The sequence below is a fragment of the Methylobacterium sp. J-067 genome, from assembly GCF_022829465.1.
GTDB lineage: Bacteria > Pseudomonadota > Alphaproteobacteria > Rhizobiales > Beijerinckiaceae > Methylobacterium > Methylobacterium litchii.
Window position 1 is genome coordinate 1 of sequence record NZ_JAKSXZ010000143.1, and the last position, 20280, is coordinate 20280.

A 20280-nucleotide genomic window follows, 5' to 3' on the forward strand; every position below is an offset into this window, starting at 1 on the left:
CGCCACGTTCAGGCCGCCCGCGCGGCGACGACGACGATCTCGACGAGGTATTCCGGCGCGGCGAGCTTCGCCTCGACGGTGGCGCGGGTCGGTGGGTTCTCCTTCGACACCCAGGCGTCCCAGGCGGCGTTCATCTCGGCGCCTGCCTCGCGGCGTCGCTCGGCACCGCCCTGTTCGCCGGCGCCGCGCGTCCGGCGCACGAGAAGGTCGTCAACATCTACAATTGGTCGGACTATACCGACCCGCAGGTGCTCGATGCCTTCACCCGGTCTGAACGCCTCGTGGTTCCTGTCGCTGACCGATGCCCGTGAGCGCATCGAGGACTGGAGGTGCCACTCTAACGAAGACCGACCTCATACGGCCTTGGGCGGCTTGACGCCCCGAGCCTTCGCCAACCAAGCTGTCACAGCCCGAGAACTTGCATAGGCCGTCCACCACAAACGGGGTCAACTCCAAACATGGCTCAAAGCCATAACTCAGGGAGGACCACTTTCCAGGGGGCAGGCCAGACAGGCCTTGTCCTTCCGAAAGAGCATTATCTCCGGGGATTGGCCCGGGAATGGACCTCAGCGCACCGGAGTGGATAACTCGATAGTTGCAGAGAAGGGCACATTCGAAGCTCCCTGTTCGAGCATCAAGCTGGCCGCCGTCCGAGACATTAATCAGGGGTAGCCGGCCACCTAATGGCTGCTTTTAGAAATGGCTGAGGGCTGCTCACACGGCCGGGTTGGGTCAGTAGCGGGACGACCGCTCAGGATGGCTTATTCTTGGTATGCCGTTGAGCAGCCATGCGTTGGAGTTGACGTCGCAATCGCATTTTCAGGGTCGGGGATACCGATGAGGGTGCCGGGTCATTCACCTCGAAAGGGCAGCTTGGCGGCGCGTTTCGGTGGGCGAATTGCCATACTCGCGGCGGTAACGCTGCGAGAAGTCGCTAAGATGCACGAAACCGTGTTGCCGCGCGATGTCGGCGATCGACCAATCCGCCTTCGCACTCGAGATCAAATCGTCGTGCGCCCGTGATAGACGACGCTCGATGATAAACTGAATGGGTGTGCGGCCCAGCTCTTGCTTGAACTTGCTTTGAAGCGAGCGAACACTGGTTCCGGCTGCCGCCGCAATGTCAGCGAGGGTCAGGGATGTCGATAGGTTTGCCACGATGTAGTCGATAGCGAACCGAAGATGCCGGGAGTGCAAATCATGCGGCGTCGACACGGTCGCGGCGACCTGCTTCGGCCAGGCGGATAGCAACTGATAGCTGACAATTTCCTGCAGCAGGGGCAGCATCAGGTCGGCGTGCCCTTCGGGATTCGGCAGGCGCCTTTGAACCAGCCGAATCGTGCCGAAGAGAGCCCCCATCCCGGGCGCGCCCATATCGGCGATTGGCTGGAGGGCGGGCAAACTGTGTTGGTCTTGCCCGGTCAGAGCGGCCTGCGCGGCCGCGAGTGCGTCGATGCCGAGGGTGGCACTGACAGTCCTGATCTCACACGAGGCGCGAACCTCGGATAGGTCTTCGAACCCCGTCAGGGCGGCAATAGACGGGGTCGCGATCACTTCGCCATGCCGAAGGCGATAGACGATACGGCCAGACATGACGAACCGAAGTGTCAGGAGGCCTGCGGCGAATTTCGGCTTGCTGACAAAACCGCTCGCCGATGACGTCTCCCAGAAGCTCAAGGCAGCGTTTTGACTACCCGAAATCTCGATATCCGGCTCGATTGACCGATCGGTGTCGATGTATACCGCAATTCCACCTGTATCATTGAAATTATTGATCTGGCCGCGTGGAGAAATGGCGATAGAAAGGCGTGGCTGTGGACGCCAGATATTTTGACTTACATGCAGCTGATCAAGGGGCATTGTTAAATGTCGAACTATAAGGAGAAACCGGAGCGCGCCGGATCGCACTGAGTTAACCTGAGCTTAGCGGATAAGAGACCTCAGAATCAAATTTTCGCGGGGCGATATGGGGTTCATGCCGATTATGTAATAATTGCGCATGCGCTGTAATTATTGCGAATATTATAATTTAACTAAATTTTATCAATATATAAGCGACAAGTTCGCTACAAGAGATTCCAAGAAGCTGAAAAACAGTTTTCGCTCTTCACCGATATAGAGGCGCTTCCATGTTCAACCTTCGCTTTGGGCGCGACTTCCGCTACCTAGAGACACTCGCTGATGCGCAGGCCCTTGCTGAGTTCGGCGTGGATGGACTGTTCCTGACGGCCAACGGTCCCTTCCTTGCGCTCCTCGGCTATGTCGCCGGCGAACTGGATGGATGCCCTCACGGCGTCCTGTGCCCGAGGACCCCTGTCGGCGAAGCAGCTGATCAGCGCCTGTGGGATACGTTGCGGTCGGGGAGACCGTGCAGCGGCGAATTCAAGCGTGTCGCCAAAGGCGGTCGCGAGGTTTGGATCCAGGCGACCTACGTTCCGGTCGCCCATCGCTCCGGTCGTTTGGAGAGGGTCGTCCAGGTCGCGACCGATATCACGGCCCTGAAGCAACAGGCCCTGGATTTGGACGGTCAGGTGACGGCGCTCCATCGCTCGCAGGCGGTGATCTCGTTCGACCTGTCCGGGACCATCCTCGATGCGAATGACAGTTTTCTGGATTTGATGGGTTATCGGCTGGCGGAGGTACAGGGCAAGCATCACCGCCTATTCGTAGATGCGGCCGAGCAGGCCGACGAGGCCTATGCCGACTTTTGGGAAAGGCTTGGGCGCGGAGAATTCGTGTCCGATGCGTTCCGCCGCGTCGCCAAGGGCGGTCGCGATGTCTGGATCCAGGGGTCCTACAACCCGATCCTCGACGTGGACGGCCGTGTGCTCAAGGTCGTGAAGTTCGCCACCGACATCACGGCGCAGGTTCGGGAACAACAGCGGCGTGTCGACGCGCAGAGAGTGATCGGGACGGATCTCGATGCGATCGGGGCTGCGGTCGAGGATGTCACGCAGCAGACCGCAGCCGCAGTCGACACCGCCCGCAAGGTCTCGCAAGAAATCCAGTCCGTCGCATCCGGAGCGGAGGAGCTGTCCGCGTCCGTCGGTGAAATCAGCCAGCAGGTCACTCACGCGGCGCGTATGGCCGGTGAAGCCGTGACCGAGGCCCAGCGCACGGGAGGAATCGTCCAAGGCCTGAGCGGACAGGCTGCCCAAATCGGCGAAGTGGTGACGATGATTCAGGGCATCGCCGCACAGACCAACCTCCTCGCGCTCAATGCGACCATTGAGGCGGCCCGCGCCGGCGCTGCCGGAAAGGGCTTCGCAGTCGTCGCCTCGGAGGTCAAAGCCCTCGCCGAGCAGACGGCCCGCGCGACCAGCCAGATTCGTGAGCAGATTGTGGCGACTCAGGGGGCCACGCGCGAGGCCGTCGATGCCATAAGTTCGATCCAGGCGACGATACAGTCGCTGGACCATGTCTCGGCGGCGATCGCGGCCGCTGTGGAAGAGCAGTCCGCCGTGACCCGGGAAATATCGGGGAGCATGCAGATGGCCGCTCAGGGCGTGGCTGCGATTGCGACCGGGATGAACACCATCGCGCGCACGAGCGAGACGGTCGATGCCGCCACGCGCCAGGTGCGTGATGTCGCCCGCGCGGTGCGATGATCCCGGTTGAAGGCGACGGTATCGCCCCGAACAAGTACGCGGGGGCGATAGTCGCTCCAATTCATCGAATATTCAATCGAAGCACCTTTTTCCTAGAAATACTTAGCCCGAACATCGTTCAGTGGACCTGTCATGCTTCTGGTAATGACTGACGATCTTGCCCGGACAAATCGTTTGATACAGGATCTCGATGCTGTTGAGCAGATGCAGCTGTGGGATTTCTACGAAGACATCCATTTGTTTTTCAAGCCGCGAACGATCCTGGTCGATGTCGCACACCTCGACTCGGCGGCCGTGTCTCGCCTGCGCTCTACCTTGAGCGAGGTACGTGGCCCCGAGGTACCGTTGCTGCTCATCACCCTTGCCAATACCGCCCGCGCCGAAGCACTCGCGCGGGTCATCGGTGCCAGCGAGACGTTTTCAGGCACTGTGCCTCCGAACCAAGGGTGGGAACGTGCCGTTCAAATCTACCATCAGGAGGGAGCGTCGCCGAGGATACAGGCCCGCCGGCTCGCGGCCGAGGCGCGCCAATTTCTCGTCGAAGCCTTCTTTTCGGGTGACACGATCACGCCCGCTGTTGCGACAACGGGATCCGATCTCATCGCGCGAGCCGTCAGGGAGAGCGGCATTCGGCATTGGGTCTTCGCGGTCCAACGTTTCGACAATGCCACCCATCAGCATTGCCTGCTGGTAGCGGGATTGGCGGCTGCCTTCGCCACGAATCTGGGTTTCGGCACGCTGGAAAGCTATCGACTGACTAAGGCGGCTTTGCTGCATGATGTAGGCAAGACCCAGATTCCGCTTTCGGTTCTCAACAAACCGAGCTTCCTCACGCCAGCGGAAATGACCGTCATGCGCACTCACGCCATAAAGGGCTATGACATGCTGAAGTATGACGACTTTCCGCAGGAAACGCTCGCGGTCGTTCGCTCCCATCACGAGCTATTGGATGGTTCCGGTTATCCCGATGGCCTAAAGGAAGACGAAATTCCGGATCTCGTGAGGCTTACGACGATCTGCGATATTTTCGGGGCCTTAATTGAGCGCCGCGTTTATAAAGATCCGATGCCGGCCGAGAAGGCCTACGGCATCCTAGAGCGCATGACAGGCCGCCTGGATATGGATCTTGTCCGTGTCTTCAAGCCTTTGGCGACGGCGATTGCGTGAACGGGGCGAGCAAGCAAGAGGCGCATCCGGTCTGAACTGCCGCACGTGTAGCGGCAGGCCGGTGTCGGACCGGAGCTATAGGGTTTTTTGTCGAGTTGCCACTTTCGGAAGTCATGAGCGGAGATCCTGACGGCTAGTATGGGCCGGAAGGAAGCCGTCCGCTTTACTCGCCGTACCACTCGTCTGCATGGTTCTAATCGGCCCGTCCTTGTGAAAGGACGAGCCTTCGTGTCGCTACGCTTTACCGGCCTTGCATGCGCTGCGGAAATGCTTCCGCGCTTTGCCGTGGAGGCCCTTCTGATCTGCCTCGGCCGAACACTCTTTGGACTTGGCCGTGCGGTCAGCCTTGGGGGCCTTCGCAGAGGTGGCGGAGGAAGCGGCCGGGACTGTTTGGCTCGTGGTGCCCTGGGCGAGGGCCGGACCAGCGAGCAATGCCAGCGCAAGGGCTGCAGGCAGAAACTTAGGCATCATTGCTTCTCCATACTGTGCGCGGCCAGGGCCACCCTAACCAAGGCAAGTAGGCCCGGCGGGTAGAGATGCGTTCCCTTGTCTGCACAGATCCTCGCGAGGTCGTGACGGCATGATCGTCCGCGCGCCCGACCGGTACGGCGCTCGGATAGGGTTTAATGTTCCTGGGTTGATGCTGCCGATGGGGCGGCGAGCGGCTGCTTTGGAAAACCGCCTATGGCGGCCGCGAGGCAAGGTCGGATGGATTTCCGCCGGTCCGCTTTCGAGCCGGCAGACATAGAAGCGGACGTTGCCGCCCTGCCTGCTCACGACTCTGCGCAGACGGTCAAGACGCCTCTGCTATCATGGATAGCTAATCTTTGTTAAAACTTATAAAAATTCCTGCGAAATCAAATTTTGGGCTCTTGGGACCAAAACCACTGAGACATATTTCGTCATTCTCTTGAGCTCGAAGAACAGGATTGCGCTTGATTGAAAGACTATTCGAACCGTCAGCTAAAATCGTCTTCCACTTCTTTTCTTTGATCTTATACTCATGTCGCCATGATGCCTCATTGAACCTCCCACGCGCGGAAGTTCCATCGTAATAGTAATACAGCGTTTCGCTTTTCAGATAAGAGCAGAATGCTTCTAAAATCTCAGGTTTGATGATCCGCCCCCATTGAAGTGGTCCGCCCTTTCGTATGGCTTTTGAGCCTGGAGGACGGACGACATGGCCAAGCATCCGAAGCCCGAGGAGATCGTCGCCAAGCTACGACAGGCGGATGTGCTGATCTCGCAGGGTCAGAGCGTCTCCGACGCGATCCGCGCGATCGGCGTGAGTTCAGTGACGTACTACCGGTGGCGGCGTGAGTTCGGTGGCCTGAAGAGCGATCAGGTGCGCCGGATGAAGGATCTGGAGACTGAGAACCAGCGGCTGCGCAAGGCGATCGCCGACCTCACGCTCGATAAGCTGATCCTGCAGGAGGCGTCCCGGGGAAACTTCTGAGCCCCGCGCGCCGACGCGCCTGTGTCGAGCTCATCATCGACGTCCTTCACGTCTCCGAGCGTCGCGCCTGTCGGGCCCTCGGTCAGCATCGCTCGACACAGCGCAAGGTCCCGCGGGGCCGTGATGACGAAGAAGCACTGACGGCCGACCTCGTGGCGTTGGCCGAACAGTATGGACGCTATGGCTACCGCAAGATCAGCGCGCTGCTGAAGGCGGCCGGGTGGCTCGTCAACAACAAGCGCGTCGAACGGATCTGGCGGCGTGAGGGCCTGAAGGTCCCGGTCAAGCAGCCCAAGCGAGGGCGCATCTGGGACAACGACGGCTCCTGCTACCGTCTTCGCCCGGAGTGCCGCAACCACGTCTGGTCGTATGACTTCGTCGAGGCCCGCACGCATGACGGACGCAAGTTCCGGATGCTCAACGTCGTCGACGAGTTCACGCACGAATGCCTGGCCATCCGCGTCGCTCGCAGGCTGAAGGCGATCGACGTGATCGATGTGCTCTCTGATCTGTTCATCCTGCGTGAGGTGCCGGGGCACATTCGTTCGGACAATGGTCCGGAGTTCATCGCCAAGTCGGTGCAGGCTTGGATCACCGGGGTCGGTGCCAAGACGGCCTACATCACCCCCGGTTCACCGTGGGAGAACGGCTATGTCGAGAGCTTCAACGCTCGCCTGCGGGACGAACTCCTGAATGGTGAGATCTTCTGAACCCTCAAGGAGGCACAGATCGTGATTGAGAGCTGGAGACGGCACTACAACACCGTTCGCCCCCATGGGTCACTTGGATACCGCCCGCCAGCCCCGGAGGTGTTCGTGCCAGCCTTCACCGCTTGGCCGGCTGCGCTCGTCCGACCGGCTGCGCCGACCAAGCTACCCATGGTGGAGCGGCCCACCGCACAATAACTTTGCTCTTGGACCACCTCGTGGGCGCAGATCAAGCCAGAACAGGTTCGCCATCGTCACCTCCAGGCCGCAAACGGCCGCCTGGAATCACAAACTACCAAACACCGCAATGCCTTGGTTCGGTTCACACCCTAGCCCCCGCTGGTGAAATAGGATGCTCCCCCGCCTCGTGATCGGATCGGGGCGGGGCCGAACGGTCCGGTCCCGCCAACTGCGCATAGGCGTTCGGCTTTTCCGGCGCCATCCACACCGCTCCACCGCGATCTCCATAGGCTATTCCCAAGGGGGTTGAGCCTCGACCGCCAGCCTGGTTGTTCTGCCTCTGTTCCAAAGCGGAGGGCTCACGGTGGACCGGCTCGGCGACTACGCTCGGGGACAGGTGCGGGTCGAATGCCTGACCTGCCGGCGGCTCGGCTGCTACGACGTGCGTAACCTGCACGTCCGGTTCGGGCTGGAAGTCGAGGTGCTGGACCTCCTGCGGATCCTGAGCGCTTCGTGCCGGCACCAGCAGGCGCCCGGCGCGCCGAAGCTGCGCAAGTACATCGCCGTCTGCCAAGCCAAGATCACGATGCCCACGCATCCGACGACGAGCCTGCCGACCCCAGGCGGCATGCCCTACACCGTCGAGACGTGGAACATCGAGGGCGGCGGGATCGAACTTCACCTCGCCGAACTGTACCGGCTCGACATGGCAGAGGCGGCATTCGAGGTGGTCTGCAGGCTGTGGCCGGACACCGAAACGACAATCCGGCAGCGGGCGCGGATCGTGCGGCGCCGAGAGCGTCCGGGCTCCTAAGCCTCAGTCAAAGGACGCCTCTGCCGCCCCGACGACCATCGCCTCTTTCACGATCGTAAGCGACCGCAGGATCGCAAATCCGGTCGACTCCGCATCCGCTTCACCCTCGGCGGAGTCGGGAAAGATGGCCACGGACTCGGCGTTCTCGCCGCCCTCACCCCCGACGATCAGCTGCAGCGTCATGCCGACCTTTTCATCTTCGGCGCGGATCAGCGCCACGAAGTGGCCGACAGCGGTCCCGTAGACCCGAAGCGGGCTGAAGGCGTCCACGGTCTCGGGAGGCGCTTCGGCCTCTAAGCGGCGGAAAGTCGGGCGAATCACGTTGTCCATGCCCGACGATACCGCCTCAAGCCGAGCTTAGCTGTGTGCTGCTCGCAACTGTGCAATCAAATATCGCATAGCGAGCTGAGTGACCTGCAAAAATAGGATTGCTTCGGGGGAAATACTTCACGCCCTAATTGACTAGCGGCCCAACTAACGCAACCTCAGAGCGAACCGCGTGGTGCGAGACGATGGTCCTCGACACCGCCTGATTAGCCAAGACTCGATTGTGCGCTAAGTGGTTATCGAGCCCGCCGCGAACGGGCGGGGAGGACGATCCATGACCAAACGCCTTCGGACCATCGCCACCGGTCTCACGGCCCTGATCGCCAGTACGGGCGTGGGCCTCGCGCAGGACCATGGAACGCGCGGCGCGATCACCCTGCCGGATGCGGCGAGCGCGACCTACCAGCCGGGACCGCCGAACCTGCCGAAGGGCACGCAAATCAGCATGGTCTCGGGCGATCCGAGCAAGCCCGGCCCCTTTGTCCTGCGGGTGAAGTTTCCCGCCAACACGGTGATCGCGCCTCACACCCATTCCGAGGCCGAGACGCTGACGATCCTCTCGGGCTCGATCTATCACGAGCACGGCACGACCATCGACAACGCGAAAGGCAAGGAGTTGCGTGCGGGGGGCTTCGTGTTCCTGCCTAAGGACATGCCGCATTCGCTCTGGACCACCGAGCAGTCTGTGGAGCTTCAGGTGAACGGCTCCGGGCCCTTCGGGTTGAACTACATCAACCCCGCCGACGACCCAAGCAAGTCGGCTCGATAAATCTAGCCGCGTACTGAACGCCTTATCCAAGGTGCCCGCCATGGGGGGCACCGCGTCCGCAAAGGCTGATCATGCGGGAAGCGCGCCGCCTACGTCCGACCGGGTGGCTATGCACCTCTCTGCTACGCGAAAGACGTCGCGCCGGAGATGATCGCGGCGTACCGGACCGAGCATTGAGCCGGTGATCTCCCTGTAAAGTAGGACTGAACGACAGAGCTTTTGGTGCTGCTCCACAAGTTGCTTGCACCTGCTCTATCAGCATCGCGTCGCGCTATTGATGGCGGTGATGGACGCTTGCAACGCGCGGTGGTGCGGGCGCGGGCGGGACTGGACCACAAAGTTCGAGATGCCCGCACTGCGGTACACAACACAGATGGGTGAACTGCTGGCGGCGAGAGGCCGAGTAAACGCTACCTCGCCCTCTCACCCGACGCAGCCCGGATCAGAGGTCAGGAACCTCGGCCTCAAGCCAATCCGCTGCAGCTTTCAGCGTCCCGAATTTGTGCGTCTCGGCTGTGAACGGGAAGGGGTAGGGCGGATTCTCGGTCAGCGTCTCGACCACCCAGTCGCCCTCGTAGCCGTCCTTGGACACCTCGCGAACGAGGCTGCCGACGACCTCGCCTTCGAGAAGTAGATCGAAGCTGCCCGGGGCGAGCCGTTGAAGGGTGTACGTCATTGGGTTCTCGGAATGGAGGCCGCGCTAGGTGGCATCAGCGCGGCAACGCCGAATGAGCTTGTCGGTTCGACTCTCCGGCGCCCTGCGCTCCTGCAGGAGGCGTCATGCGCTTGCGTGGGCCAACCGTTTAAGCCACGCCGATCATCGGCTATGTCAGACGCCTGTGTGAGACGGATCGCGATTTTCAGCTAAGTGATTGATACCGCTGGCGCGCTAGTCCAAACAAAAATGCGAATACCTATGTCATTGAGCTAGCTAAATAATTTTTTAGATCCGGGTGCTACTTGTCACGCCACCGTCGGCGGTAAATCTTATTCAGCTGCAACGCACCCTTCGAAACCAGACGTTCTGCTATGCGCCCATCCCGGTCATTCGGCGGTTTCCAGCGACATTCTCAAAGCGGACATGGGCGAAATCGAGCGCCAAGCATAGAACTTGCGCTTCGTCGATACCCTACAGGAGATCCAGCGCACCCGGACCACGCCATCACCAACAAAGATGACGGCGCCTGCCCGCGTGCAGGCGCATTGTCAAGCTTATGACGTCCTCCCCCCGGGCTCGTCTACGGATACGGCGAGCACAGACTCCTCATGGCGGCGCGCTCGTTCCACTGGTCAATGTTGCTAGTACAGAAGTCAGAACGTTCAGGCCAACTTGAATATCGGCCGTTTCGACGACGCCCGCCGCCCCCCACCCTACGCCGCCACGGCATCGGATGAGCGCCAAGCCGACCGGTCCCAGCAGGGCCATGTTCGCGGCGTCGGTGGCGACACCCTGCGCCAGCCTTACAGGGGGATGTCCGGCGGCTTCCACGGCGCGCTCGAACAGGCGCACGATCCCGGGCTCGCAGCGGGTGGCGTCGGGGTCGATGCCCATGTCGATGCCGATCTCCAGCCGGCGACGCGCCGCGATCCCTTCGAACGCCGCGACGAGATCGGTCACGGCCGCGTTGCGCTCGGCATCGTCACAGGACAGGATGCACACCCCGAAGGTTGCGCGACCGGTGACCGTGAAAGTCGACATGGATTCGACGTCGACGCGCATGACCGTGACCGTGACACCTTTCCGCGCGGATCCGATCCGCTCGGCGTCGAGGATGCATTCCGCCATGCCCGAAAGGGCGTCGCGCCGGCCCGACGTCGGCACCGTCGCGGCCCCGACGGCTTGTCCTGTCAGCGCGACGCGCAGGATCGACGACGCCGACAGGGCGGGAACGATCCCGACCGGCGATCCCGCCCAGTCCAGCACCGGACCGGCTTCGGCCGCGATTTCGAGATAGGCGACGATCGCGTCGGCGGACCGCCTCGCGCCCGGCAGCATCTTGGGGTCGAGCCCCTGCGATTGCAGGGCTTCGTGCAGGGTGACGCCGTAATCGTCGTCCAAGTCCAGGGCGTCCCGGTCGAGCCGTCCGACGACGGCCCTGCTCCCGGGCCGTGGCAAGCCGAACCGCCCCGCCGCATCCGTGACGAGCGCGACGACCTCGATCGCGTGTCGCCAGGGTGCGCCCCCGCGGATCACGTCCCCGACGGCAGCGATGCCCGTCAGGAGGCCGAGCGTGCCGTCGTAGCGGCTGGCATCCTTTCGCGTATCGATGTGCCCGCCGATGACGACGGCCGGACCACCCGGAACCGATCCCTCGACCCGGCCGATGAGGTTGCCGATGGGATCGCGCCGGGTCGTCAGGCCTGCTTCCTCCATCCAACCGCGAACGAGCCCTTCGGCCTCCGTTTGTTCCGGGCTGAAGACCCGCCGGGTCAGGTTCCACGGATACGCGCTGATCCGAGCGAGGCGTTCGATGCGCTCGATGATGGTCGCGGTGGCGCTCATGGCTGTCCATCGACGGGAGGGGTGGCACCGGCCGAGCAGCCGGGAAGTTCTTCCTGCGCCTTCGGCGTAACCGCGATGTCGGCACCCCGGTATCGGTGCGCGATCATCTGCTGGTTCCGAATGAGCCCGATCGCCTTCCTGGCATCCCCGCCCTCGAACGTGCCGACCGTGGCGCCACAGAGCGTCAGGTCCGTCCGCTGATGGACCACGGAAACGAAGTCCGCCTTGGGCGGAGGCGCGGGATCGAGGCCGGCGGAGAGGACTTCGTCGCGCATCTGCTCGGGGGACAGCACGGGGCAAGCGTCAGCCATGGCAGCCTCATCTCGGATCAAGACGAGGCTGACCGCTGACCTGTCCGGAAATGCGACCCGTGCGTATCAATTCTTCGCAGCTAGGAGCGGGCGGGGCCGTTCGGGGGCCGCCCATCAATCGCCGAACCATCGCGTCGCGGCTCGGCCGAGGGCCGCCTCGTCGGGAACGGTGTCGCTGGCCCAGGCGGCGATCCCGTCGGGCCGCAGCAGCACGGCTTGCAGGCCCATCCCATCCTGCGCGGTCCCTGCGCCATAACCGATCCGGGCGGGCCATCTTTGTGCGAGGGCTCGAAGCGACGGGCTCGACGTGAAGTCCAGGAGCAACCCCTTGCCGTTGCGCATCAGGGTGCCGACCCGCTGCCCGTCACTCAGCGCGAAGTCGGGAACGCTGCGCCCGATCAGCGGGTGATCCTCGCCAAGATCGTAGCGGAGCGAGACGCCACAGACGCGCTCGGCGAAATAGGTGGCCCCGTCCGGCGTCTCGATGAGGTCGCGCACGATGGCCTCGAGTGCGCGCGAACTCGGGCTCGGCCGCATCAGCGCAACTTGCGCCCGGGACCAGTCGAGGACTCGCGCTCCAACCGGGTGCCGCTCGCGCTCGTAGCTGTCGAGGAGACCGGCCGGCGCATCACCGCGGATCGTGGCCGCAAGCTTCCAGCCGAGGTTCATCGCGTCGCCGATCCCGAGGTTGAGACCCTGACCGCCGAGCGGAGAATGGATATGCGCCGCATCGCCGGCGAGCAGCACACGGCCGTGGCGATACGCGCTCGCCTGATGGGCGCGGTCGGTCCAAGTGGTGGCAAGGTGGAGGTCGGTCACCGTGACGTCGGCGCCCGAGATTCTGCGCAGAACCCCCTCGACGTGTTCGCGGGTGATCGGCGCGGCGCGATGGAAGGCGCCCCCGTCGAAATCAGCCATCGCGAGCGTGCCGGGCGGCGTGAACAGATACATGCCCTGGGCGGTGTAGTGGCGGCCGGGCTTAAGAGCGTCCGCGTTGGCCAGCTCTGCCTGAACGGAGTAGCCGGTGAACTCCGGTTCGGTGCCGGTGAAGCCGAGGCCGGCGGCCTTGCGCACCGCACTGCGGGCGCCATCGCAGCCGACGAGCCAAAGTCCCCGGAACGATCGGCCGCCGGCCTGGACGACCACGGACTCATCGGTCTCTCTGAAGCCTTCGACACCCTCGCCCCGCAGGATCGTGATGCCCGACGCCTCCGCCCGCGTGGCCAGGACGGCTTCGATGCGCGCCAACTCGGCGGCGATGCTGCTCACCGGGCCGGGCAGGCGATAGGGCCATCGCGTGGTGTCGATCCGGTCGTGGAAGAAGGGGATGCCGGCGAAATGACCACCCGGACGGCGGGCTTGCGCCATGAAGTGCGCCGTTCCGGGCGTGCCGGGGCCGGCCGCCTGGGCCGCGATCGGGTCCAGCAGGCCGCGGCGATCAAAACTCTCGATGGTCGGGACGGAGAGGCCGCGTAACCCGAACGGGGCGTGCTTCAACGGCGAGGACGGATCCCGCGCCCGTTCGAGAACCAGCACCGAGCAGCTGGCCAAGGACAACTCGCAGGCGAGGACCAGGCCCACGGGACCTGCGCCGGCGATGATCGTGTCGTAGAGCGTGGGGGAAGCGGACATAGCTGGGCTCCAGGGTCGTTGTTCGACCGGAGCGTTTCCCGAGCCCGAGATCCGCGCGGACGAACGGCCGGACGCGCAAGAGCGTCCTTCGTTCGTCGCGGGGATCTGCGGCACGGGGCCAAAGACCAGAGCTTCCGTTACCGGAAGGACTTGGGCTTACCAAACCAAGTCTGCCTTTTCCGACATCGTCAGCGTAGCGCGACGGCGACATCAGCGCAACGGCCACGCTCGATAGTATGCGGCATCCTGGCACAGAGACTGATCAGAAATTATACATCAGTGTACGGTTATTACCCCGTCACACCATCGATCTCTGCGCCGTCATTTCAAAACACAGTTCGCCTGCCCGGCGAGCGGATGATGTGTCGCGCGCTCACCCATCGGAGCCTTGCGATGAGACATTGCTACGATCTGCAAGTCCACGGCCGCATCGCCATAGTCGGCGCCGGACCCGCCGGCCTGACCCTCGCCCACCTTTTGTTCAAGCGCGGCTTCCACATCGACGTGTACGAGCGCGACGCTTCGCGGGAGGCGCGGTCCCAGGGCGGTAGCCTCGACCTGCGGGCCGATGGCGGTCAGCGCGCGATGGACGCGGCGGGATTGCTCGATGCGTTCCGGGCCGAGTCCCGAGAGGACGCCAAGGCGTTCCGGATGCTCGACTCCACCGGCCGGGAAATGCCGAACGAAGGCGACGACACGCATCAGGATGCCGGCCCCGAGATCGACCGCGGCGACCTCCGCAACCTGCTCCTCGACGCGCTCCCGGCCAATGTCCTCCACTGGGACCACCGGCTGGAGGCCGTCCGCGAGGCGGAGGATGGCCGTTGGCGCCTCGACTTTCGGGATCGAGAATCGGTGGTCGCCGACCTCGTCGTCGGCGCCGACGGCGTCGGATCCCGCGTGCGAGCACGCCTGACCCCGGTCCAGCCAGCCTATACCGGCATCACCATGGTCACCGCCGACATCCGCCGCGATCAGTGGCGCGGCTCAAGGCTGTCGGAGATCCTCGGCGAGGGTTCGGTGATGTTCGCCGGCAGCGGCAAGACCGTCTTCGTGCAGCGCTGCGCCCGCGACGCGATCATGCTGTACTACTCCTTGAACGTGCCGCAGGACTGGCCGGAGGGCGAGCCCTTCGACCTCACCGACACGCAAGCCGTGCTCGGCGCGGTGCGGGCCGCCTATGCCGACTGGTCGCCCGAGGTGATGGAGATGGTCACGCAGGTCGAGGGCGACTTGCAGCGCTGGCCGATTGCAGTGCTGCCCCCGGACCACCGGTGGGACACGCAGTCCGGCCTGACGATCCTCGGCGATGCCGCCCACGCCATGCCGCCCTTCACCGGCAAGGGCGTGAACTTGGCCCTGCTCGACGCCCTCGAACTCGCCGACGCCCTGACTACGGACCCCGCCGCCGGAATCGCGGAAGCGGTGGCGGGCTTCGAGCGTGGCATGCAGGCGCGCACGCGCATCGAGACCGGCGCCTGCCTGGAGGTCGGCAAGCAGATCTACGGCCTGGAGATGGAGTTCGGCGATGCCCGGCCGGCCTGACGCGAGGCTGGCGGCTCCTTCACCCGCCCTCCCCGCCAGCGCGGACGACCATGTTGCCATCTCCGACGCACTGCTGCGTTTCGCCGCCGGGGCGTGGTCCGAGGGCGAGGCCGGCGTATTGCTTTCGCGGTGAAATCCAGAGGACGGCGATGGATGATCACACCCTCACCCTGACCCATGCTTTCACCTGTCGCGTTGCCTGCGGCGAGGTTTTTGAGATCGGCGCCGGGCCGCTCGGCGAGCGCCGTTGCTACACCATGACCGGCGGACGCATCGACGGAGACCGCTTCTCCGGCGACCTCGTGGGTCCGGAAAGCGACTGGATGATCACCGAGCCCGACGGCCTGATGCGGATGGACGTCCGCCTGCTCCTGCGCACGGATGACGGTGCGTTAGTCGCGATTCGCTACTTCGGGCCGGCCCAACCCAGCGACGCCATGCGGCAGGCGCTCGCGGCCAACGAGCCCTCCGGCTTCGCCGACCAGTCGATCCGCACACATTGGCTCCTGGAAACCGGAGACCCCCGCCATGCCTGGGTCAACCGAACGGTCTTCGTGGGCGAAGGCCGCGTCCGCCCGGCGGGACCGGGGACGATGGGATTCGAACACAAGGTCTACCGCGTCGGATAGCTGGACCGGACCCCGCCCGAGGCCGTGGACACGTCTGCTGTTGCGCCCACGCGCAGAAACCGCGATGGCCGTGCGCAACCGGCCGCATCTCCCTCGGTTTGCGTGGGGCGGCTCGGGCGGCGACGGAGCGGATGCGCAAGGACGCGGAGCGGAATAGGCGGAAGCTGATCGAGGCCGCGGGCGCGACCATGCGCGAGAGCGGCGGTGACATGCCGATGGAGGTGATCGCCGAGCGGGCGGGCCTTACGCGCGGCACGCTCTACCGCAACTTCCCCCACCGCCAAGCGCTCTACGAGGCCGTGTTAGAGAACGATCTCGCTGAACTGATGGCCCGCATCGCCGAGGACGGCGAGGCCGACCCGCTCGCCTTCATCCGGCGGACGACCGAGCTGATGTCGGTCTACGACAAGTTCCTCGTCGCCCTGAGCGACATGGAGGACTACGACTTCGCCGCCAACCAAGACCGCATGGTAAAGGCCCTGCAAGGCCCCCTGGATGCCGCCAAGGCCCGTGGGGCGCTGCACCCGCACCTCACCGGCGAGGATATCCTCCTCGCCTGCCGGATGCTGGCGTCCCCGCTACATCTCGACGGAGAGCCGGACCGGGCGAAGGCGCTCGATCGCCGCCTCGCGCTCATGCTCCGGGGGCTCGGCGACCCGTCTCCGGGTCCCAGGGGCCAAGCCTGACACCTGCTGGCCGCACAGGACTCTCCGTGACCTCGGAAGCGGAGACACTGCGCATCTACGTCGCTTCCCCGTGGCGGCCGTGCGGTCGCAGGAGCTGTGGGTACCCGATGCGGTGGAGGAACTCGCCGCGCACCCGATCCATGACCGCGAACGCCACAGCTGCGCCGTCATCCGCCGGATCGACGAACACCCGCAACGGACGGCGGCCGAACGGGCGGCTGACGATCTCCACCACCGCCCGGCCGACCGCGCCAGGATCGGCCTCGGCGGGGACAGTGCCGGCCAGCGCCGCCTGTACGGCCTCGGCGACATTCTTGCCGTCGGCGTCACGCATCGAGGCGTAGGCGATGTGTCCGGCTCCGGCGAGGTCCTGGGCGATCATCCGCCCGAACCCGCTCAATGCACCGGTGACGAGGGCGATGAGCGCTATGATCCGCCTCCTCAGACACCGTCGCCGTTCGCGCGGAGTACCTGCCCGTTCACCCAGCCGCCGTCGGGCCCGACCAGGAACGCGATCACGGCGGCGATGTCGTTGGGCTCGCCCAGGCGGCCGAGCGGAATTATCGTCGTGACCGCGGCCACCTGCTCCTCGGTCTTGCCGTCGAGGAGCAGGCGCGTCGCCACCGGGCCCGGTGCGACGGCGTTAACCGTGATCCGCTTCGGGCCGAGCTTCTTGGCGAGGATATGCGTCATCGCCTCGACCCCGGCCTTCGTGGCGGCTTTCCAAGCTCGGTTCGGGCCCGAGCGGCCGACCAGCATGTGGTCGGAGACCGCCTTTGCGCAGGTGCACCTCTTCGCCCGTGCGCTGGCGGAGGCCGGCACCCTCGATGCCGGACGCCTCGGCGCCGCGGCTCTGCGGCAGCGCCTCGCGGCCCCGGAGGGCGAACTCGGCTTCGATGGCGAGACGCGGCACGTCTGGCTCACCCCCGGCATCGGCGTCGCCCGCGCCGACGGGCAGTTCGACGTGGTCTGGCGGGCGCACCGGCCGGTGCGGCCCGATCCGTATCTCGCCTGGTCCCGGTTCGAAACGAACTGGCTGGACGAGGGGATGGCCGCGTGACGGCGCCCGCTCGCAAGATCCTGGACGACTTGAGGCGGGCCCGCGCCCTCGTCATCCACCCGAACGACGAGGAGGGCGCCGCGCTCCTGGAGCAGCTCCGGCGCCTCGGCTGCGCGGTCTCCCTCGTCTGGCCGCCGCCGGCCGCCCTGCCGCAGGACATCGACACGCTGTTCATCCAGCTCGACGACGCACAGGTGATGCACCTCCTGCCGTCGATCGAGGAGACCGAGCCCGCCGTCATCGCCATCGTCGCCTACGAGAGCCCGACGTCCCTGAAGGCGATCGCCGACGTCAACGCCCACGGCGTGCTCAACAAGCCGCTCCACCCGCGCGGCGTGCTCACCCAGTTCGCCCTGGCCCGCTACCGGCGCGGCTACGAGGGCCGGCTGACCAGCAAGATCAACCGGCTCGAGGAGACCATGAAGGGCCGCCGCACCGTCGAGAAGGCGGTCCGGCTGTTGGTGGAACTCAACCGGATCGACGAGGAGGCCGCCTACAAGATGCTCCGGGACCGGGCCACCGCGTCCCGCGTGCCGATGGCGAGCGTGGCCGAGAGCGTCGTCTCGGCCTGCGAGGCGATGAGCGGCCTGGGTCTGCGCATCGCATTGGCGGAAAAGACCTGAATGCAGCGACGTGCTGCAAATATCATCTTGCGGCCCATCTGTAGGCGCGTATCGTAAACTGATCGGGCAAGGTTGCCCCGCAGCAGCAGTGCTGCATCACATCTCGGCTTTGGAGCCTCTGGTCCGCGGATGACGTCCGCGTCCAGGGGCTTTTTGCGTTTTGGAGCCAGCATGATCCAAGCGAGTGATCCCGCACGCCTGCCGCTTCGGGTGTCCTGCATCCAGTTCGAGCCGCTTTTCGGCGCCGTGGCCACCAATATCGCCCGCGCGTCCGACCTCATCCGCGCCGCCGCGACGGAGGGCAGCGCGCTGATCGTCCTGCCAGAGCTCGCCAGCACCGGCTACGTATTCGAATCCGAGGCGGAGGCGGCCGCCCTGTCCGAGCCAGTGCCGGGCGGGCCGACGACCCAAGCCTGGGCGGCGCTCGCGGTGGAACTCGGCGTACACATCGTGACCGGCATCGCCGAGCGCGCGGATGGGGGCCTTTACAACGCCGCCGTGATCGTCGGGCCGCAGGGCTACATCGGCACCTACCGGAAAGCGCATCTCTGGGACCAGGAGAACGTGTTCTTCGCCAAGGGCGATCTCGGCTTCCCGGTCTTCGAGACGGCACTCGGCAAGATCGGTCTCGCGATCTGCTACGATGGCTGGTTTCCGGAGACCTTCCGGCAACTCGCCCTCGGGGGCGCCGAGATCGTCTGCATCCCGACCAACTGGGTGCCGATGCCCGACCAGCCCGCGGGCGAGGCCGCCATGGCCAACACCCTGCACCGGGCCGCCGCCCACACGAACGGCATCTTCATCGCCTGCGCCGACCGGGTCGGCGTCGAGCGCGGCCAGCCCTTTGAGGGGCAGAGCCTGATCATCGGGCCCAAGGGCTGGCCGCTGGCCGGCCCGGCGAGCCGCGACGGGACCGAAACCCTCTCGGCGGTGGTCAATCTCGACGAGGCCGGCCGCAAGGACCTGAACACCTTCAACTCTCTTCTGCGCGACCGCCGGACCGACATCTACGGCTGATCCCTCTCCGCGAAATCGTCGTCTTCCCAAGGAGCCCGTTCATGGTGACACGTTCTCTCACCGCCGCCGCCCTCGTGCTCGCGGCCTCGGCCGCGCAGGCCGCCGACGGCAAGCCGATCGTCATCGGAATCCCGATCGGCCTGTCGGGGGCCAACAGCGTCGTCGCCCCCTCGGTGGTCCAATCGGCCGAGCTCGCCGTCGAGGAGATCAACGCCAAGGGCGGCGTCCTCGGCCGCAAGCTCGCCCTGGAGGTAGCCGACGACGCCTCCGGCGCGGCCGGCGCCCAGAAGGCCTTCGACGGGCTGATCTACCAGAAGAAGGTCGACGTCCTGATCTCCATGGAGACCAGCGCGGCCCGCAATGCCGGCCTGCCCGCCGTCACCAAGGGCCGCGTGCCGTACATCTACACCTCGTTCTACGAGGGGCATTCCTGCAACAAGAACATGTTCGTGGATGCCTGGGTGCCGGAGCAGCAGGTTCCGCCGGTGGTGGACGCCTTCAAGGCCAAGGGCGCCAAGACCTATTTCCTCATCGGCAGCGACTACGCCTTCGGCCGCGGCATGCTCGGCTTCGCCAAGAGCTATGCCGAGAAGACCGGCGGCAAGGTCGTGGGCGAGGAGTACCTGCCGATGGACGGCAGCGACTGGACCGCGATCATCTCCAAGCTGAAGGAGGCCAAACCCGACGCGCTGATCACCTCCACCGCCGGCGGCGCACCGAACGTCACGCTCACCAAGCAGCTGCGCGGTGCCGGCGTGTCGCTGCCCTTCGCCAACCTCGCCCTGGACGAGGGCACCGCCAAGAGCATGGGCGCCGACGCCGAGGGTGTCTACCTCTCGGCCTCTTACGTGACCGGGATCGACAGCCCGGAGAACAAGACCTTCCTGGCCGCGATGAAGAAGAAGTTCGGCGCCGAGTTGCGGACGCCCAACGATCTTTCGGTGCCGCAATACGAGGCGATCTACCTCTACAAGGCCGCCGTTGAGAAGGCGGGGGGCACCGAAACCGCCAAGGTGATCGAGGCGCTGCCCACCGTGAGCGTGACCGGGCCGCGCGGCACGATCCAGATGAACAAGCAGCACCATGCACCCCTGACCATGTATCTCGGCCAGATCCAGGCGGACGGATCGGTGAAGGTCGCTGGCACCTTCAAGGATGTCGATCCCGGCGAGCAGTGCCCGAAGCTGCCGTGACGTGATGCGCTTCTCCCTCCCCCTCCGCCGGGGAGGGAGCGTCCGTGATCGGC

General features: G+C 64.8%; 20 protein-coding genes and 3 pseudogenes. 13 read left to right on the forward strand and 10 right to left on the reverse strand.

What is annotated here, in order from left to right:
- Positions 1-8: 8 nt before the first annotated feature.
- Positions 9-140: pseudogene (locus tag MKK52_RS22125) on the reverse strand (Rid family hydrolase); the annotation flags it as partial.
- Between the two features lie 130 nt (positions 141-270).
- On the opposite strand from MKK52_RS22125, the pseudogene MKK52_RS22130 reads away from it, so the two are divergent.
- A pseudogene (locus MKK52_RS22130) lies at positions 271-426 on the forward strand (integrase core domain-containing protein); the annotation flags it as partial.
- Positions 427-855: 429 nt separating this feature from the next.
- Here the strand turns inward: MKK52_RS22130 and MKK52_RS22135 are convergent.
- Positions 856-1860: a helix-turn-helix transcriptional regulator gene (locus MKK52_RS22135; RefSeq protein ID WP_243957800.1), complete on the reverse strand. Its 1005-nt coding sequence runs from the start codon at positions 1858-1860 to the stop codon at positions 856-858.
- Positions 1861-2129: 269 nt separating this feature from the next.
- Between MKK52_RS22135 and MKK52_RS22140 the strand changes: the two genes are divergently transcribed.
- Positions 2130-3608, forward strand: coding sequence for a PAS domain S-box protein (locus tag MKK52_RS22140; RefSeq protein WP_243957802.1), 1479 nt, complete (start codon positions 2130-2132; stop codon positions 3606-3608).
- Positions 3609-3740: 132 nt separating this feature from the next.
- Entirely contained in the window at positions 3741-4775 is a 1035-nt protein-coding gene (locus MKK52_RS22145; RefSeq protein ID WP_243957804.1) for an HD-GYP domain-containing protein, read from the forward strand.
- A 234-nt stretch (positions 4776-5009) separates the two neighbouring features.
- Here the strand turns inward: MKK52_RS22145 and MKK52_RS22150 are convergent, their stop codons facing one another.
- Positions 5010-5246, reverse strand: a complete 237-nt coding sequence (locus MKK52_RS22150) for a PsiF family protein (protein ID WP_243957806.1) — start codon at positions 5244-5246, stop codon at positions 5010-5012.
- Positions 5247-5955: 709 nt separating this feature from the next.
- Here MKK52_RS22150 and MKK52_RS22155 point away from each other — a divergent pair.
- Positions 5956-7136 (forward strand): annotated as a pseudogene (locus tag MKK52_RS22155) (IS3 family transposase).
- A 346-nt stretch (positions 7137-7482) separates the two neighbouring features.
- On the forward strand, positions 7483-7932 hold the full coding sequence (locus MKK52_RS22160) for a hypothetical protein (RefSeq protein ID WP_243957808.1): 450 nt from the start codon (positions 7483-7485) through the stop codon (positions 7930-7932).
- Between the two features lie 3 nt (positions 7933-7935).
- Here MKK52_RS22160 and MKK52_RS22165 read toward each other — a convergent pair whose 3' ends face one another.
- Entirely contained in the window at positions 7936-8262 is a 327-nt protein-coding gene (locus tag MKK52_RS22165; protein ID WP_243957810.1) for a hypothetical protein, read from the reverse strand.
- Between the two features lie 271 nt (positions 8263-8533).
- On the opposite strand from MKK52_RS22165, the gene MKK52_RS22170 reads away from it, so the two are divergent.
- Positions 8534-9028 (forward strand): cupin domain-containing protein, encoded by a 495-nt coding sequence (locus tag MKK52_RS22170; protein ID WP_243957812.1) that lies wholly within the window; start codon positions 8534-8536, stop codon positions 9026-9028.
- A 442-nt stretch (positions 9029-9470) separates the two neighbouring features.
- Here MKK52_RS22170 and MKK52_RS22175 read toward each other — a convergent pair whose 3' ends face one another.
- From MKK52_RS22175 to MKK52_RS22190, 4 genes are all read right to left on the reverse strand, one after another.
- Complete coding sequence (locus MKK52_RS22175) at positions 9471-9704, reverse strand: hypothetical protein (protein WP_243957814.1); 234 nt, start codon at positions 9702-9704, stop codon at positions 9471-9473.
- A 588-nt stretch (positions 9705-10292) separates the two neighbouring features.
- Entirely contained in the window at positions 10293-11531 is a 1239-nt protein-coding gene (locus MKK52_RS22180; RefSeq protein WP_243957816.1) for a hydantoinase/carbamoylase family amidase, read from the reverse strand.
- Complete coding sequence (locus MKK52_RS22185; protein WP_243957818.1) at positions 11528-11842, reverse strand: hypothetical protein; 315 nt, start codon at positions 11840-11842, stop codon at positions 11528-11530. The genes MKK52_RS22180 and MKK52_RS22185 overlap by 4 nt, the downstream gene beginning before the upstream one ends.
- 114 nt (positions 11843-11956) lie before the next feature.
- Complete coding sequence (locus tag MKK52_RS22190) at positions 11957-13474, reverse strand: FAD-dependent monooxygenase (protein ID WP_243957820.1); 1518 nt, start codon at positions 13472-13474, stop codon at positions 11957-11959.
- 393 nt (positions 13475-13867) lie between these two features.
- On the opposite strand from MKK52_RS22190, the gene MKK52_RS22195 reads away from it, so the two are divergent.
- The 3 genes from MKK52_RS22195 (at position 13868) to MKK52_RS22205 (ending at position 16334) form a co-directional block, all read left to right on the forward strand.
- Positions 13868-15019, forward strand: coding sequence for an FAD-dependent oxidoreductase (locus MKK52_RS22195; protein WP_243957824.1), 1152 nt, complete (start codon positions 13868-13870; stop codon positions 15017-15019).
- Between the two features lie 149 nt (positions 15020-15168).
- Positions 15169-15648 carry a DUF3237 domain-containing protein gene (locus tag MKK52_RS22200; protein ID WP_243957826.1) on the forward strand — a complete coding sequence of 160 codons (480 nt, stop codon included), beginning with the start codon at positions 15169-15171 and terminating at the stop codon, positions 15646-15648.
- A 131-nt stretch (positions 15649-15779) separates the two neighbouring features.
- Positions 15780-16334, forward strand: a complete 555-nt coding sequence (locus MKK52_RS22205) for a TetR/AcrR family transcriptional regulator (protein ID WP_243957828.1) — start codon at positions 15780-15782, stop codon at positions 16332-16334.
- 55 nt (positions 16335-16389) lie between these two features.
- On the opposite strand, the gene MKK52_RS22210 is transcribed toward MKK52_RS22205, so the two are convergent.
- Both MKK52_RS22210 and MKK52_RS22215 read right to left on the reverse strand, forming a co-directional pair.
- Positions 16390-16716: a hypothetical protein gene (locus MKK52_RS22210; RefSeq protein ID WP_243957830.1), complete on the reverse strand. Its 327-nt coding sequence runs from the start codon at positions 16714-16716 to the stop codon at positions 16390-16392.
- A gap of 59 nt (positions 16717-16775) precedes the next feature.
- On the reverse strand, positions 16776-17093 hold the full coding sequence (locus MKK52_RS22215; RefSeq protein WP_409564719.1) for an SDR family oxidoreductase: 318 nt from the start codon (positions 17091-17093) through the stop codon (positions 16776-16778).
- Between MKK52_RS22215 and MKK52_RS22220 the strand changes: the two genes are divergently transcribed.
- From MKK52_RS22220 to MKK52_RS22235, 4 genes are all read left to right on the forward strand, one after another.
- Entirely contained in the window at positions 17092-17394 is a 303-nt protein-coding gene (locus MKK52_RS22220; protein WP_243957832.1) for a transporter substrate-binding protein, read from the forward strand. The genes MKK52_RS22215 and MKK52_RS22220 overlap by 2 nt on opposite strands.
- On the forward strand, positions 17391-18017 hold the full coding sequence (locus MKK52_RS22225) for an ANTAR domain-containing response regulator (protein ID WP_243957834.1): 627 nt from the start codon (positions 17391-17393) through the stop codon (positions 18015-18017). The genes MKK52_RS22220 and MKK52_RS22225 overlap by 4 nt, the downstream gene beginning before the upstream one ends.
- A 171-nt stretch (positions 18018-18188) precedes the next feature.
- On the forward strand, positions 18189-19034 hold the full coding sequence (locus MKK52_RS22230) for a nitrilase family protein (RefSeq protein ID WP_243957836.1): 846 nt from the start codon (positions 18189-18191) through the stop codon (positions 19032-19034).
- A 41-nt stretch (positions 19035-19075) separates the two neighbouring features.
- A complete protein-coding gene (locus tag MKK52_RS22235; RefSeq protein ID WP_243957838.1) occupies positions 19076-20227 on the forward strand; it encodes a substrate-binding protein in 1152 nt (383 codons plus the stop codon).
- Positions 20228-20280: the final 53 nt, after the last annotated feature.

Bases quoted from the DNA above. Each gene is read 5' to 3' on its own strand.
- MKK52_RS22135 (WP_243957800.1), bottom strand. From the start codon at position 1,860: ATGCCCCTTGATCAGCTGCATGTAAGTCAAAATATCTGGCGTCCACAG.
- MKK52_RS22140 (WP_243957802.1), top strand. From the start codon at position 2,130: ATGTTCAACCTTCGCTTTGGGCGCGACTTCCGCTACCTAGAGACACTC.
- MKK52_RS22145 (WP_243957804.1), top strand. From the start codon at position 3,741: ATGCTTCTGGTAATGACTGACGATCTTGCCCGGACAAATCGTTTGATA.
- MKK52_RS22150 (WP_243957806.1), bottom strand. From the start codon at position 5,246: ATGATGCCTAAGTTTCTGCCTGCAGCCCTTGCGCTGGCATTGCTCGCT.
- MKK52_RS22165 (WP_243957810.1), bottom strand. From the start codon at position 8,262: ATGGACAACGTGATTCGCCCGACTTTCCGCCGCTTAGAGGCCGAAGCG.
- MKK52_RS22170 (WP_243957812.1), top strand. From the start codon at position 8,534: ATGACCAAACGCCTTCGGACCATCGCCACCGGTCTCACGGCCCTGATC.
- MKK52_RS22175 (WP_243957814.1), bottom strand. From the start codon at position 9,704: ATGACGTACACCCTTCAACGGCTCGCCCCGGGCAGCTTCGATCTACTT.
- MKK52_RS22180 (WP_243957816.1), bottom strand. From the start codon at position 11,531: ATGAGCGCCACCGCGACCATCATCGAGCGCATCGAACGCCTCGCTCGG.
- MKK52_RS22185 (WP_243957818.1), bottom strand. From the start codon at position 11,842: ATGGCTGACGCTTGCCCCGTGCTGTCCCCCGAGCAGATGCGCGACGAA.
- MKK52_RS22190 (WP_243957820.1), bottom strand. From the start codon at position 13,474: ATGTCCGCTTCCCCCACGCTCTACGACACGATCATCGCCGGCGCAGGT.
- MKK52_RS22195 (WP_243957824.1), top strand. From the start codon at position 13,868: ATGAGACATTGCTACGATCTGCAAGTCCACGGCCGCATCGCCATAGTC.
- MKK52_RS22200 (WP_243957826.1), top strand. From the start codon at position 15,169: ATGGATGATCACACCCTCACCCTGACCCATGCTTTCACCTGTCGCGTT.
- MKK52_RS22205 (WP_243957828.1), top strand. From the start codon at position 15,780: ATGCGCAAGGACGCGGAGCGGAATAGGCGGAAGCTGATCGAGGCCGCG.
- MKK52_RS22210 (WP_243957830.1), bottom strand. From the start codon at position 16,716: ATGATCGCCCAGGACCTCGCCGGAGCCGGACACATCGCCTACGCCTCG.
- MKK52_RS22220 (WP_243957832.1), top strand. From the start codon at position 17,092: ATGTGGTCGGAGACCGCCTTTGCGCAGGTGCACCTCTTCGCCCGTGCG.
- MKK52_RS22215 (WP_409564719.1), bottom strand. From the start codon at position 17,093: ATGCTGGTCGGCCGCTCGGGCCCGAACCGAGCTTGGAAAGCCGCCACG.
- MKK52_RS22230 (WP_243957836.1), top strand. From the start codon at position 18,189: ATGATCCAAGCGAGTGATCCCGCACGCCTGCCGCTTCGGGTGTCCTGC.
- MKK52_RS22235 (WP_243957838.1), top strand. From the start codon at position 19,076: ATGGTGACACGTTCTCTCACCGCCGCCGCCCTCGTGCTCGCGGCCTCG.